Annotated in this window: 11 protein-coding genes and 1 riboswitch; of the genes, 1 reads left to right on the plus strand and 10 read right to left on the minus strand. The window is 74.3% G+C overall.

The genetic code is table 11. The annotated features are described in order from the left end of the window. Window positions 1-206 precede the first annotated feature (206 nt). From tilS to dacB, 3 genes are read right to left on the minus strand one after another with little or no spacing between them, the layout of a single operon-like run. A complete protein-coding gene (tilS, locus tag BLU55_RS11865; protein WP_091729926.1) occupies window positions 207-1,184 on the minus strand; it encodes a tRNA lysidine(34) synthetase TilS in 978 nt (325 codons plus the stop codon). Between the two features lie 13 nt (window positions 1,185-1,197). Further along, complete coding sequence (locus BLU55_RS11870) at window positions 1,198-2,262, minus strand: zinc-dependent metalloprotease (protein ID WP_231916842.1); 1,065 nt, start codon at window positions 2,260-2,262, stop codon at window positions 1,198-1,200. Next, window positions 2,259-3,704, minus strand: coding sequence for a D-alanyl-D-alanine carboxypeptidase/D-alanyl-D-alanine endopeptidase (gene dacB, locus BLU55_RS11875; protein WP_091729929.1), 1,446 nt, complete (start codon window positions 3,702-3,704; stop codon window positions 2,259-2,261). Before dacB ends, BLU55_RS11870 begins: the two co-directional genes overlap by 4 nt. Window positions 3,705-3,775: 71 nt before the next feature. Between dacB and BLU55_RS11880 the strand changes: the two genes are divergently transcribed. Continuing rightward, on the plus strand, window positions 3,776-4,354 hold the full coding sequence (locus tag BLU55_RS11880) for an inorganic diphosphatase (RefSeq protein WP_456237710.1): 579 nt from the start codon (window positions 3,776-3,778) through the stop codon (window positions 4,352-4,354). An 18-nt stretch (window positions 4,355-4,372) separates the two neighbouring features. On the opposite strand, the gene BLU55_RS11885 is transcribed toward BLU55_RS11880, so the two are convergent. From BLU55_RS11885 to BLU55_RS11915, 7 genes are all read right to left on the minus strand, one after another. Continuing rightward, the gene (locus BLU55_RS11885) at window positions 4,373-5,053 is read right to left on the minus strand and encodes a class I SAM-dependent methyltransferase (protein ID WP_157682837.1); all 681 of its coding nucleotides are present in this window, start codon (window positions 5,051-5,053) and stop codon (window positions 4,373-4,375) included. Window positions 5,054-5,058: 5 nt separating this feature from the next. Beyond that, window positions 5,059-7,002, minus strand: a complete 1,944-nt coding sequence (locus tag BLU55_RS11890; protein ID WP_091729936.1) for an acyl-CoA dehydrogenase family protein — start codon at window positions 7,000-7,002, stop codon at window positions 5,059-5,061. An 84-nt stretch (window positions 7,003-7,086) separates the two neighbouring features. Beyond that, window positions 7,087-8,451, minus strand: coding sequence for a C40 family peptidase (locus BLU55_RS11895; protein WP_091729939.1), 1,365 nt, complete (start codon window positions 8,449-8,451; stop codon window positions 7,087-7,089). 316 nt (window positions 8,452-8,767) lie between these two features. Continuing rightward, a complete protein-coding gene (locus BLU55_RS11900; protein WP_231916843.1) occupies window positions 8,768-9,820 on the minus strand; it encodes a phosphatase PAP2 family protein in 1,053 nt (350 codons plus the stop codon). Window positions 9,821-9,937: 117 nt separating this feature from the next. Then, window positions 9,938-10,987, minus strand: a complete 1,050-nt coding sequence (locus tag BLU55_RS11905; RefSeq protein ID WP_231916844.1) for an ABC transporter ATP-binding protein — start codon at window positions 10,985-10,987, stop codon at window positions 9,938-9,940. Further along, window positions 10,987-12,660, minus strand: a complete 1,674-nt coding sequence (locus BLU55_RS11910; protein WP_231916845.1) for an ABC transporter permease — start codon at window positions 12,658-12,660, stop codon at window positions 10,987-10,989. Before BLU55_RS11910 ends, BLU55_RS11905 begins: the two co-directional genes overlap by 1 nt. Then, complete coding sequence (locus tag BLU55_RS11915) at window positions 12,636-13,736, minus strand: thiamine ABC transporter substrate-binding protein (protein WP_091729947.1); 1,101 nt, start codon at window positions 13,734-13,736, stop codon at window positions 12,636-12,638. The genes BLU55_RS11910 and BLU55_RS11915 overlap by 25 nt, the downstream gene beginning before the upstream one ends. After that, window positions 13,737-13,856: riboswitch (TPP riboswitch) on the minus strand. Between the last annotated feature and the right edge of the window lie 7 nt (window positions 13,857-13,863).

Genomic DNA, 13,863 nt, shown 5'->3' on the forward strand with positions numbered 1-13,863 from the left:
CAAGCCGTCCGCGTCCGTCGCTCGTGCCAGTCCTGGGTGCATGTGCCGACCCTGCGCGATCCGTCGCGAGGCCGCACCCCGCGTCGGCGTACCTGTGGACGACGCCGGACGCGTTCGTCACACCGGCACCACTGGACGTCCTTCTCGACCACCTGACGGCTGTTGCAACAGACGTCCAGTCACCAATTACCCGGACGTCCGGGTAATCAGCGCGGCGCCGCCTCGAACCGGACCACCCCACCCGCACGCACGCCGCGGAGGTGGCCGGGGAGGTCGACCCACTGCTGGCCGTGCCAGCGGGTGACGAGGGCGTCGAGCTCCTCGAGGTGGACGGTGGCGAGCTCGGCGGGCAGGGCGCCGGCCTCGAGGGCGGCGGAGCGCAGGACGCGCAGCCGGACGGCGGCGTGGAGGTCGGCGAGGACGGCCGCGGAGAGGCCGTCCTCGAGGCGGGCGGAGGCGAGGGCGGAGGCGCTGACCTCGTCGAGGTACGCCGTGTCGACGCGCAGCTGGTCGGCCGTGCGAGCCAGGGTGGCCGCGACGCCGGGGCCGAGCTCGTCCTCGAGCAGCGGGAGCACCCGGGTGCGGACGCGGACGCGGGTGAACCGTTCGTCGCTGTTGTGGGGGTCGGTCCAGGGCTCGAGGCCCTCGACGAGGCAGGCGGTCTCGGTCTGCAGCCGGGTGACGTCGAGCAGGGGGCGGCGGAAGCCGTCGAAGGAGCGGCGCATGCCGGCCAGCGACCGGGCGCCGGCACCGCGGGCCAGCCCGAGCAGGACGGTCTCGGCCTGGTCGTCGAGGGTGTGCCCGAGCAGCACGACGGCGGCGCCGAAGTGGCGGGCCATCTCGCCCAGCACGGAGTAGCGCGCCTCCCGGGCGGCCGCCTCGGGCCCCATCCCCTCGCCCTCGACCGCCACCCGCGCCGAGACCGTCTCGTCGGCCCCGAGCGCGGCCATCTGCTCCACCACGCGGGTCGCGTGGGCGGCGGAGCCCTCCTGGAGGCCGTGGTCGACGGTGGCGCCGACGACCCGCAGGGCGCCCCGGCGCGACTCCGCGACCGCCGCGCTCACCAGGGCCAGGGAGTCGGCGCCGCCGGAGCAGGCGACGAGCACAACCGAGTTGGGGGCGAGGTCGGACAGTGCACGCCGTACGCCGAGGCGCACGGCCGCGACCGCGGGGTGCAGGGCCACAGCAGCCGGCCGCTCAGCCGTGGACGCGGGCGACCCACAGGGCGGGGTCGAGGATCTCGGCCTTGTCGGGCAGGTGGGCCGGCTCGGCCCACACGGCGTTGAAGCCGTCCATGCCCACCTTGTCGACCACGGCGCGCACGAAGACGGCGCCGTCGCGGTACTGCGCCATCTTCTGGTCGAGGCCGAGCAGCCGCCGCAGCAGCTTGTCGAGCGCCCCGACGCCCTGGCGGCGCTGGGTGAAGGCGCGGCGGATCGAGGCGACCGAGGGGATGACCTCCGGCCCGACGCCGTCCATGACGACGTCGGCGTGGCCCTCGAGCAGGCTCATCACCCCGGTCACGCGGTCGATGACCTGCTTCTGCTCGGGGCTGGCGAACAGCTCCATCAGGCTGCCGTCGGACCGGCCCGTCACCAGGTCGCCGACCTTGCGGGCCAGGTCGCCCAGGATCTCCGAGGGGTCGGTCGAGACCGTGGAGAGCAGCTGGTCCATCTCCGAGCGCAGGTGGTCGGTCATCCACGGCACGGCCGTGAACTGCACCCGGTGGGTCTCCTCGTGCAGGCACACCCACAGCCGGAAGTCGCTGGGGTCGGCGCCGAGCTCGCGCTCGACGTGGACGATGTTGGGCGCCACGAGCAGCAGCCGGCCGTGCTCGCCGGGCGCGTCGTGGAACGGGTCGAACTGGCCCAGCACCTTGGAGCCGAGGAAGCCCAGCATGGCGCCGAGCTCCACCCCGGTGACGCGCGAGCCGATGGCCTCGGTGACGGGGCCGGGGGCGCCCTTCTTCTCGGTCAGCTTGTCCAGCAGCGGCGCGATGATGCTCGCGAAGCCGTCGGCGTTGGCCTGGATCCAGCCCGGGCGGTCGACCACGAGCACCGGGGCGCTGTGCTCGGTGGCCTCCAGGCCGGTGAAGTCGCGCACCAGCCCGGTCGACCGGTCGGCACCGGCCCGCAGCTCGGCCACGGCGTCGGCTGCCTCGCGGCGGCTGACCTTGGGGCCCTCACCGACCAGCTTGGACCCCACGCGCACGGCGAGGTCCCAGTCCACCATGCCGGCCCGCCGGGCCCGTCCCTCGCTCATGACGGCGACCCTACGCCGCACCGGCACGCACCCAGGGCGGCCGCGATCCGGTCGACCCGGACCCGCGCGTCGAGGTCGACGGCCGCGTCCACGCGGTCGGCGACGACCACGAACGCCATCCGCGCCCCGCTCGGGTCGTCGGCCACGCCCGCGAGCCCGTGCACGCCCATGAGGGTGCCGGTCTTGGCCCGCACCCGGCCCAGGGCCTGGGCGGGCCCGGCGTCGAAGCGGTACTGCAGCGACCCCGTGAAGCCGGCCACCGGCAGCCCGGTGAGCACCTGCCGCAGCTCGGGACGCCGCGCCGACTCGCTCAGGCGCAGCACCCCGGCCAGGGTGTCGGCGCTGAGCCGGTTGCTGCGCGAGAGCCCGCTGCCGTCGAGCAGCCGGTCGCCGTCGACGGGCACCCCGAGCTCGCGCACGGTGTCGAGCACGGCGGCCGCACCGCCGGCGAAGGAGCCCTGCCCACCCGTGGCCACGCCGACGTGGCGGGCCAGCACCTCGGCGGCCTGGTTGTCGCTGACCGCGAGCGTGCGCTCCACGATCTCGCCGACGGTGGCGCTGCGCACGGCCGCGACCTCGCGCGCCCCGGCGGGCGCCGCGGCGTCCGAGGGGCTGCCCACGACCGTGACGCCCGCCTGGCGCAGCGCCCGCGCGAAGAAGGTGCCCGCACCGGCGGCCGGATCGGCCACGAAGCCGTAGCCGGAGTCGGCCCGGGCCTCGTCGACCCACAGCGCGCTGATGGGCGAGGTCACGTCGTCGAGGTACGCCGCGGGCCAGGTCGGGTTGACCTCGGGGCCGCTGAACAGGTGGTCGTCGAAGGACAGCCGGACGCGGCTCACGCCGTCGGCCTCGAGGGCGGCGGCCGTCCTGCGGGCGAGGGTCGTCAGGTCGGCCCGCTGCGGGTAGAGGCCCTGCCCGGAGGCGGGCGTGCGCACCAGGAAGGGGTCGCCCCCGCCCACCAGCGTCAGCCGGCGCGACTGCGGCGACCAGCGGACCGTGGTGGCGAAGCGCGTGGTGGGCCCGAGCGTCTCGAGCGCGGCGACCGAGGTCAGCAGCTTGGTGGTCGACGCCGGGATGATGCTGGAGGCGCCGGCGCGGAAGACCTCGCGGCCGGTCGCGAGGTCCTGCACCAGCACGGCGTAGTGCGGGCCGAGCACCTTGCCCCTGAGCAGCGGATTGACCGCGAGCGCCACCTGGGCGGGGTCGACGTCGACGTGGGCCCCGGCCTTCGCCACGGCGGGAGCGGGCCTCGACACCGGCAGCCGAAGCCCCTCGGGGGGCAGCACGAGGGCGGGCTCGGCGGCCGGGTCGACCGGTCCCCAGCCGAACCAGCGCTCGCCCAGGTCGAAGCGGTAGCTCGCCACGGCGGCCGCCAGCAGGGCCAGGACCAGGAGCTCCGCGGCGAACCTGACGGGCAGGCTGTGACCTTGGTCACGGGCCATGCGTGCGGCCCCTCTCGATGTGCAGACCGGCGGGATGTGCGCGAGACTAACCCGGTCGTGCCCCCAGGAGGCTGCGACGACGCCTGCTGGAAGGAAGTGCCGTGGAGTTCGACGTGCTCGTGGAGATCCCCAAGGGTCAGCGCAACAAGTACGAGGTCGACCACGAGAGTGGCCGCATCCGACTCGACCGGACGCTCTTCACCTCCACGCAGTACCCCGCGGACTACGGCTACATCGAGGAGACCCTCGGCCTCGACGGCGACCCCCTCGACGCCCTGGTCATCCTGCAGGAGCCGACCTTCCCCGGCTGCCTGATCAAGTGCCGCGCGATCGGCATGTTCCGCATGACCGACGAGGCCGGCGGCGACGACAAGGTCCTGTGCGTCCCGGCGACCGACCCGCGCCTGGAGCACCTGCGCGACATCAACCACGTCTCGAAGTTCGACCGCCTCGAGATCCAGCACTTCTTCGAGGTCTACAAGGACCTCGAGCCCGGCAAGTCCGTCGAGGGTGCCGAGTGGGTCGGCCGCACCGAGGCCGAGGCCGAGGTCCGCCGCTCGTTCAAGCGCTTCGAGGACGAGCCGCACGGTCACGGCTCCGCGGTCAAGGGCGACGCCGCCCCCGAGGCCGGCCGCACCACCGACAACTGAGCCGGGCGGGCGCCCCGGTCAGCCCCGTCGTACGCCGCGGAAGTAGACGACCGCGCCCGAGGGCGAGAGCGTGACCTCGTCGAGGCCGGCCTCGTCCAGCCATGCCCGCACCTGCCGCGAGTCGGCGCCGGGACCCAGCAGCCCGGCCATCCGACCGCCGCGGCGCACGGCTTCGTAGCGCCACCCGGTGTCCTGCAGCAGCGCGCTCCCGGTCAGCACGCCGCCGGGCCGCAGCACCCGGCCCATCTCGTGGACCGCGGCGCGCGGGTCGGGGAAGCAGTGCAGGCCGGTGAAGCTGGCGACCAGGTCGAAGGTCGCCCCAGCGAAGGGCAGCGCGGCGACGTCGGCCGCCACCGGCTCCACGACCGCGGTCACACCGTGGCGCCGGGCCGCCGCGAGGGTGCGGGCGAGCATGGTCGGCGCGATGTCGGCGGCGACGTAGCGCACCCGCTGGCCGGGGCGCAGCCCGCGCAGCGCCACGCCGCCCCCGCTCGGCACGTCGAGCACCACCGCGTCGTCGGGCAGGCGGCCGATCTCGGAGGCCGCGGCGTACAGCCGGCGCAGGTCGCTGCCGATCCCCCACCGCCACAACCACCCGCCCGGACCGGGGTGCTCGACGCTCCAGTCGTAGACCGTGGCCCACAGGGGGTCCTGCTCCCAGCCGCCCAGACCGGGAAGGCGCAGGCCCGGGAGCTGCACGGGGCTCAGTAGCCCTGCTCGAGCATCTCCGCGCGCAGCATCTCCGGCGGGATCGCGAAGCCGTCGACGAGGTCGTCGGCGACCGGCCGCAGCCGGCGGCACAGCGCGTTGACCTCGCGGGTCACCGCCTTGCTGCGGGCGCTGGAGAGCCGGCCGTGCTCCATCCACCAGGCGCGGTCGGCCTCGATGGTCGACAGGGCGTAGAGGTCGCGCACCGCCGCCAGCACGTCGTGGTTGGGGTCCTCGCTCGCAGCCGCCACCTTGTCGGTGAAGGCCTCGAGGACCAGCCGCTCCATGTGGGAGCGGGCCGCGTGGATGACGTGGTCCTGCACCTGGCTGAAGACCGCGACCGGGTCGGTGCCGCCGTCGATGCCGCGCTTGAGCCGGCGGGCCACCCCGGAGAGCACGTGCTCCTCGCGCCAGCGCAGCATCGCGAGCTGGTAGTCGGGGTCGAGCAGGGTCGGCTCGTCGCTGCCGTCGTCGGAGGAGGGCAGCACGTCGCGCAGCCGCTCCAGGAGCTTGTGGACCGCGGTCCGCTCGATCACGGTCTCGACGGCGAGGTCGGCCACGAAGCGGGCGACCCCGAACTGGTCGAGCTCCTCGAAGTTGGTGCTGTAGTCGGTCAGCAGGCCCTTGGCGACGAGCTGGAGCAGCACGTGGTTGTCGCCCTCGAAGGTGGTGAACACGTCCGTGTCGGCCTTGAGCGCGGCGAACCGGTTGGCCGCGAGGTAGCCCGCACCGCCGCAGGCCTCGCGGCCCTCCTGGATGCTGTCGGTCGCGTGCCAGGTGGCCAGCGCCTTGGTGCCCGCGGCCCGCGACTCCAGCGCGCGGCGGTCGCGCTCGGGGTAGTCGGGGTCGGTCGAGGCCTGGTGGAGCTGCGCGACGAGCACCTCCTGGGCGAAGTGGAGGGCGTAGGACGTCGCCAGGCGGGGCAGCAGCCGGCGCTGGTGCAGGCCGTAGTCGAGGAGCAGCTCCTCCTCGTCGCTGCCGGGAGCGCCGAACTGGCGGCGCTTGAGGGCGTACTTCACCGCGATGGTGAGCGCGACCTTGCTGGCCGAGACCCCGGCGCCGCCGACGCTGACGCGGCCCTGCACGAGGGTGCCGAGCATGGTGAAGAAGCGGCGGTCGGGGTTCTCGATGTCGGAGGAGTAGACGCCGTCCTCGCTGACGTCGGCGTAGCGGTTGAGCAGGTTCTCCCGGGGCACGCGGACCCCGTCGAACCACAGCCGGCCGTTGTCGACGCCGTGCAGGCCCATCTTGGCGCCGTCGTCGCCGGTGCGCACGCCGGGCAGGTCGTGGCCCTCGGCGTCGCGGATCGGCACCACGAAGGCGTGCACGCCCTGGCTCTCCCCGTCGATCTCGAGGACCGCGAAGACGGCCGCGTGGCTGGCGTGGGCGGCGGCGTTGCCGATGTAGTCCTTGCGCGCCGACTCGGTCGTGGTGGTGATGACGAACTCGCGGGTCTCCACGTCGTACGTCGCGACCGTGCCGAGGTGCTGCACGTTGGAGCCGTGGCCGGACTCGGTCATCGCGAAGCAGCCCAGGAGCCTCGCCTCGATCAGGTCCCGCAGGTAGGCGTCGTGGTGCCGCTTCGTGCCGAGCTGGAGCACCGCCCCGCCGAAGAGCCCGAACTGCACCCCGGCCTTCACCAGCACCGAGAGGTCGCCGAAGGCGAGGGTCTCGAAGGCCGCGATGGAGGCGCCGACGTTGCCGCCGCCGCCGTGCTCCTGGGGAAAGCCGAGACCGGTCGCGCCGGTGCTGGCCATGTGCTGGATGACGTCCTTGACCCGCTCGCGGAAGGCGGTCGCGTCGAGGTGGACCTGGTCGTCGAGGACGTCGGCCTGCTCGACGAGGTTCTTGCGGACGAGGTTGCGCACCTCGGCGTGCTCGCCGTCGAGCAGGCGGCTCAGGGCGGGGACGTCGACGGTGACCTGGGGGCTCTCGGACATGGGACCACTGTGCCGGATCACCGCCGCGATCGGGAGTGAATCAGCGCACAGTCGTGCACCCGGGACCGTGCCTGGTGAGGGTGCTCACAGGCGGACGGCGAAGTCCGGGTACCAGCTGTAGATGGTGTTGTAGCGGACGTCGAGGCCGGTCCGGGGCGCCTCGAGCATGCGACCGCCGCCGAGGTAGAGGGCGACGTGGTGGATGCCGCTGGGCGCGCCGTTGTCGCTCCAGAAGATCAGGTCGCCCGCTCGGGCGCTCGACATCGGGATCGGGGTGCCGGCGTAGTACTGCGCCACCGAGTAGTGCGGCAGCGAGATCCCGCCGCGGGCCCAGGCCTGCTGGGTCAGGCCCGAGCAGTCGAACGAGTCGGGGCCGTCGGCACCCCACAGGTAGGGCTTGCCGACCTGCGCCGCGGCGTACGCGATGGCGCGCTGGACGGCCGAGCCGTTCGGGGCCGGTGCGGGCGCGGGAGCCGGCTTCGGGGCGGGGGCCGGTGCCGGGGCCGGGCTGCTCTGCTGGGCGGCGGCCGCGGCCTGCGCCGACTCCTCGGCGGCCTGCTGGGCGGCGGCCCGCGCCCGGGCACGGGCAGCCTGCTCGGCCTGCGCCTGCTCCTGGGCGGCCGCGTGGGCAGCGGCCCGACGGGCGGCCGCGGCCTTCTCCCGGGCCCGCTCCTCGAGGGCGGCGTGGCGCCGGGTGGCCAGCGCGACGGAGACGTGCTGGGCCCGGGCGAGCTGCGCGACCAGGGAGCGCTGCTCGGCGGCGATCGACCCGGCCTGCGCCGCCGCGTCGGCAGCGGCCTGGCCGGCACCGGCCGCGAGCCGGCGCGCCTCCTCCGAGAGCTCCTCCTGGCGCTGCTCGGCGGCGTCGGCCTCCGCGGTGGCGGCGGCGGCGCGCTTCGAGGCGACGCGGAAGTCCTGGTAGCGGGCGTCCATCGACTCCCCGGCGCTCTGCACGACGGAGTAGCGGTTCATCACCCCGCGCGGACCCTCGTCGGTCAGCAGCGCGGTGGCGGTGTCGAGCTCGGTGCCGTTCTGGTAGCTCTCGGTGACCAGGCTGACGATCCCCGACCGCTGGGCGGCGACGTCGGCCTTCGCCTCGCGCTGGGCCCTGGCGGCGCGGCGGGCGTCGTCCTGGGCCTGCGAGAGCGCCCACCGGGCACCGTTGTAGGCCTCCGCGGCCGACTCGGCCGCCACGTTGGCCTGCTCGAGCCTGGCCGACGCCGCCAGCAGCGCCGACTGGATCTGCGCCACCTGCGTCCGCCCGCTCGCCACCGCCCGGTCGGCGCGGGCCACGTCGGCCGCCGACGGCACCGCGGGGGTGTCGTCGGGCCGGTGCGGCGCGGCGTACGACGGGCCGAGCACGCCGGTGCCGACCACCGCCAGCGTGGCCAGCACGACGGTCAGCGACCGGAGCGCGGCGGGCCGGGCGTGGGGGGCTGCGGCTGGCACGAGGGACCTTTCGTCGGGGGTCTCGCGCCGCTTCCCCACGGCACGAGACGGCACGACCCTAGGTCCCATTCGTCACATCCGGAACATCAACCCCATAAGAACAGAGTTGTAACTCGCGTGTCGGCTTGACACTCGCGTCCCAGACGTCCTCGAACTACACACGTGTCATTCGCAGGCGGGCGCCCCGCTCCGCCGCGCGGCGTACCGGACGAAACGGGCGCACTTGACGGGCAGAACTGCCCGCCAGGTCCGACATGTCGCCCAAGCTCGGGCGGTTTCCCCGGTCGACCGGGGAAACTGCCCTCCCCCCGGTCCCCTACCGCGCGTCCGACTCCACGGGGACGCTCGAGGTGGTGGTCGTGGGGTGCGAGTGGCGGCCGTGCTCGTCGAACTTCTGGCCGGTGGCGAGGCCGCCGAGGTAGAAGGACGTGAAGGCGATCAGCGCGCCGAAGATGTCGTCGGCGACGTAGTGCCAGCCGAAGTACGTCGTGGCGAGGACCGTGATGCCCATGTAGGTCCACACCAGGACCTTGATGGCGCGGTGGCGCACGGTGTACTGCGTGACCAGGGCCATCAGCAGGGTGACGCCGACGTGCAGCGACGCGAAGCCGGCGACCGACTGGACGCCGCCGCCGAGCGGGTTGTCGATGGTGAACCACCGGCCGAACCACAGCGACTCCTGCAGCGAGGTCACACCCGTCTGGGCGAGGTCGGTGTAGAGCCACGGGAAGGCGAAGTTGGGGCCGAGCGTGGGGATCATGTAGTAGCTCGCGGTGCCGAGCGTCCAGCAGATGCACTGCGCGGTGACGTACCAGTAGCCGAAGCTCACGTTGCGCGACCAGACCACCCAGATGGTCACCGAGATCGGCACGAGCGGCAGGAAGATGAGGTAGACGTAGGACAGCACGTGGGCCGCGATGCCGGTGCCGAGCAGGTCGTGGAGCAGCACCGCGAGGTCGTTGCCGAAGAACAGCCACTGGTCGAACTTGTGCAGCTCGTAGTCGCCCGAGCGGGTGCCGCCGCGCACGAACGGCAGGAAGTTCTTCAGGTTGCGGTAGCTGACGTAGGTCACGTAGAAGCTCAGGACGCCGAGCACCACCAGCTGGATCCGCTCGCGGGTCCAGTGCTCGCGGATGAGCAGCGTCGCCTCCGCGCGGAACTGCTGCGGCTTGAAGCGCGAGCGCCACAGCGTGCGCGGCACGATGTCGGCGACGAAGGCGCCGAGGATCAGCAGCGGCGCGCGCACCCACGCCGGTCCGAGGAAGCCGTCGGGGTCGCGCAGCGGGTAGCCGAGGGATCGGCCGGTGAAGTAGGCCAGCGCGAACATGCAGACCGTGATGGTGAGCATGGTGGTGTAGGCGCGGCGCACACAGCGCAGTCTAGGGAGCCCGGGCACAGAAGCGAGCGGCCGCTGCTGTGACCCGTGCGGCATCTCACCCTGTGGCGGGTCCGGCGCCGCTCCCCACCGGCCGCGCCCCACGGGGGACTAGCCGGGGAGCGTCGCCGTCCGGCCCAGGTCGAGGGAGAGCCGCACCCGCTCCCCCACGGCGACCACGGCCGCCGGCGTCGGCCGCGCCACCCCGGGCAGCACGCCGACCCCGTCGACGTCGACCGAGAGCCGGACCTGGTCGGGCGTCAGCCGCGCCTCGCGGACCACGCCGGTCAGCGGGCCGGCCTCGTCGACGCGGAGGGCGGAGCGCCGCAGTGCGAGCGCCTCCCAGCCCGCCGCGGGGTCCACCAGCCGGCGCAGCGCGAGGGCGCGCTCGCCGGTGAGCACCTCGGCGTACCCCAGGAAGCCGGCGGCCCAGGCGTCGACCGGGTGGGACCAGACCTCGCCGAGGCTGCCCTGCTGCACGACCCGGCCCGCCCGCATCACCGCCATCGTGTCGGCGACCGCGAAGGCCTCCTCCTGGTCGTGGGTCACCAGCACGGCGGTGACCCCGGCGGCGTGGAGGATGTCGTGGAGGTCGGCGGCCAGGCGCTCGCGCAGCCCGCGGTCGAGCGCGCTGAGCGGCTCGTCGAGCAGGAGCAGCCGCGGCTCGACGGCCAGCGCCCGGGCCAGGGCGACCCGCTGCCGCTCACCGCCGGACAGCGTGGCGGGCAGCCGGTCGGCGTACCCCTCCAGCCCGACGAGGGCGAGCAGCTCGGCGACCCGCTCGCGACGGCGGCGCCGCTCCACGCGACGCAGCCGCAGGGGGTACGCCACGTTGCGCGCGACGTCGAGGTGCTCGAAGAGCTGGCCGTCCTGGAAGAGCAGCGCGAAGCCACGCCGGTGCACCGGGGTGCGGGCGAGGTCGGCGCCGTCGAAGCGCACCGCGCCGGCCGAGGGCCGCTCCAGCCCCGCGACGGCCCGCAGCAGGGTCGACTTGCCGCAGCCCGAGGGGCCTAGCACGGCCAGCACGCTGCCGGTCGGCACGTGCAGCTCGACGTCGTCGACGGCCGTGGTCGCTCCGAAGCGCACCGCGAGGTGGTCGACGTGCAGCCCGCCGGTGGTGCCGGCGGGGCCGGTCATGGGGCCGGTCGTGGAACCGGTCATCAGAACGCCCCCGCCGAGCCGACGCGGAGCCGCTGCACGCCCAGCACCACCGCGGTGGTGGCGGCGGCGAGCACCACGGAGGCTGCCATCGCCATCCCGAAGTTCTCCGCGCCCGGCTGCCCGATCAGCCGGTAGATCACGACCGGCAGCGTCGGGTCGTCGTCGCGGGCCAGGAAGGCGGTCGCGCCGAACTCGCCCAGGGAGACCGCGAAGGCGAACCCCGCCGCCGCCAGCAGCGCCCGCCACGCGACGGGCAGGTCGACGGCCGTCAGCACCCGCAGCGGCCCGGCCCCCAGCGACGCCGCGGCCTGGCGCTGCCGGTCGTCGACCGACCGCAGCACCGGCGCGACCGTGCGCACCACCAGCGGCAGCGCGACCATCGCCTGCGCGACGGGGACCAGCAGCGAGGAGCTGCGCAGGTCGAGCGGCGGCCGGTCCAGGGTGACGAGGAAGCCGAAGCCGACCGTGACGGCCGAGACGCCCAGCGGCAGCATGAAGGCGCCGTCGAGCAGCGAGCCGAGGCGACCCCCGCCCGGCCGCGAGACGAGGAACGCGACCAGGGAGCCGAGCAGCAGCGCCAGGGACGCCGCGACGACCGCGGTCGTCAGCGAGGTGCGCAGCGCGTGGGTGACCGGCACCAGCAGGGCGTTGCCCTCGCCCGTGGTGGTGAGCGCGCGGTAGCTGTCCAGGCCCCAGGAGGTGCCCCCGGCGGCGGTCGGGGCGCCGCGCAGCGACGCCAGCACCAGCGAGACCAGCGGCGACATCAGGAACACCAGGGTCGCGGTCGTCCAGGCCAGCACCGGGAGGTGCCGCACCCCGGGACGCGGCAGCGGACGGGTGCTGCGGGCCAGCGGGCCGGCGGTGCGGCGGGTGCGGGCCGAGACCAGGAGCAGGCCGGTGACCACCAGGACCTGCAGCACCGAGAGAGCGGCAGCGCCGGTCAGGTCGAGCTCCTGGGTGGTGAGCAGGTAGATCTCGGTCTCGACGTTGGCGTAGCGCAGCCCGCCCATCGTCAGCACCACCCCGAAGGCCGTGGCGCAGAACAGGAAGACCACGCTCGCGGCCGAGACGATCCCGGGGCGCAGCGCCGGCAGGGTGACCGTGCGCAGCACCTGCCACGGGCTCGCGCCCAGCGCGGCCGCGGCCTCCTCGCGGCGCGGGTCGAGCGACTCCCAGAAGGCGCCCACGGTGCGCACCACGACGCTGACGTTGAAGAACGCCAGCGCCGCCACGATGGCGACCGCGCTCCCGTCGAGGCCCAGCGGGCCGAGCGGGCCCGACGGGGCGATCAGCTGCCGGAACGCCACCCCGACCACCACCGTCGGCAGCACGAACGGCACCACCACCAGCGCCCGGAGCACGTCGCGCCCCGGGAACCGCAGCCGGTGCAGGACGTACGCCGTCGGCAGGCCGAGCGCCAGCGCCACCACGGTGCCGGCGGCCGCCGACCACAGCGTGAACCACAGCACCCGGTGCACCCGGGGCCGACCCAGGACGTCGAGCACCGCACCGACGTCGAGCTGGCCGTCGGGCGCGAAGCCGCGTCCGACCATGCCGGCGACCGGGTAGAGGAAGAAGAGCAGCAGGGCGGCCAGGGGCAGGGCCGCGAGGGCGACCGTGCCCGCCAGCCGCCCTGCCGGCCGGCCGGCTACTGCGTGACGATGTCGCGCCACTCGCCGAGCCACTTCTCGCGGTTCGCGTCGACCTCCTGGGGGTCGACCGCGAAGGGGTCGGAGGCCGGCTCGGCGAACTTCTCCCACGCGGCCGGGAGCGCGACCGCGTCGTCGACGGGGTAGACGTACATGTTGTCGGGCAGCGCCGCCTGGAACTCCCGGCCGAGCATGAACGAGATGAACTCCGCCATGCCCTGGGGGTTCTTCGCGCCGGCCAGCACGCCGGCGTACTCCACCTGGCGGAAGCAGGTGTCGAGCAGCGCGCTCGTGGTCGGCTTCGTGCCGCCCTCGGGGACGGTGAACGGCGGCGAGGAGCTGTACGACGTGACGATCGGCCGGTCGCCCGACCCGCCGCCCGCGGTGAAGTCGACCTCGTACGCGTCGGACCAGCCGGAGACGACCTTGGTGCCGTTGGCCACCAGCTGCTTCCAGTAGTCGGGCCACGCGTCGCCCTTGGCCGCCACCGTGGCGAGCAGGAAGGCCAGCCCCGGGGAGGAGGTGCTCGCGCCGGGGGTGACGAACAGGTCGGCGTACGCCGGGTCGACCAGGTCGTCGAGCGTCGTCGGCGGCGCCTGGCCGCGCTTCTCGAACCAGGAGTCGTCGACGTTGACGCACACGTCGCTGTAGTCGACCGGGGTGAGCCGGTCGCCCGCGCCCTGGAGCCGGAACTGCTCCGCGGAGGCCGGCAGGTCGACGGCCGTGTCCTCGGCGAGGATGCCCTCGTCGACGGCACGCGAGCCGAACGTGTTGTCGATGCCGTAGACGCCGTCGGCCAGCGGGTTGTCCTTGGTCAGCACCAGCTTGTTGGTCAGCTGGCCGGCGTCGCCCTGGGGCTGGATCTTGACCGTGATGCCGGTCTGCTTCGTGAAGTCGGCCAGGACGTCCTCGTCCATGGCCCAGCTGTCGTGGGTGGCCACCACGAGGGTCTTCGGGTCACCGCCGCCCGAGGCGCCGGAGCCGGAGCCGTCGGAGGAGGAGCCGCAGCCGGCGAGGGCCAGGCCCAGGGCCCCGAGGGTGGCCAGGGCGACCAGGCGGGGGCGCAGGGGGGAGCGGTGGACGGGGGTGCGTGGACGCATCGGGAGTCTCCTTCGACTTCCTTCGCCGGTACTAACCGGAGCAGGTTCGAGGGTCTGCGGCTCTCCCGCACTCTCAGCGCCTCCGGCTCGACGGCCCCCGGCGCTCCCCTGTCGGACGTCGGCCAGC

The sequence above is a fragment of the Nocardioides scoriae genome (genome assembly GCF_900104965.1).
Taxonomy (GTDB): domain Bacteria; phylum Actinomycetota; class Actinomycetes; order Propionibacteriales; family Nocardioidaceae; genus Marmoricola; species Marmoricola scoriae.

Coding starts and splice junctions, on each gene's coding strand:
- BLU55_RS11870 (WP_231916842.1), bottom strand. CDS start 2,262: ATGAGCGAGGGACGGGCCCGGCGGGCCGGCATGGTGGACTGGGACCTC.
- dacB (WP_091729929.1), bottom strand. CDS start 3,704: ATGGCCCGTGACCAAGGTCACAGCCTGCCCGTCAGGTTCGCCGCGGAG.
- BLU55_RS11890 (WP_091729936.1), bottom strand. CDS start 7,002: ATGTCCGAGAGCCCCCAGGTCACCGTCGACGTCCCCGCCCTGAGCCGC.
- BLU55_RS11905 (WP_231916844.1), bottom strand. CDS start 10,987: ATGACCGGTTCCACGACCGGCCCCATGACCGGCCCCGCCGGCACCACC.
- BLU55_RS11915 (WP_091729947.1), bottom strand. CDS start 13,736: ATGCGTCCACGCACCCCCGTCCACCGCTCCCCCCTGCGCCCCCGCCTG.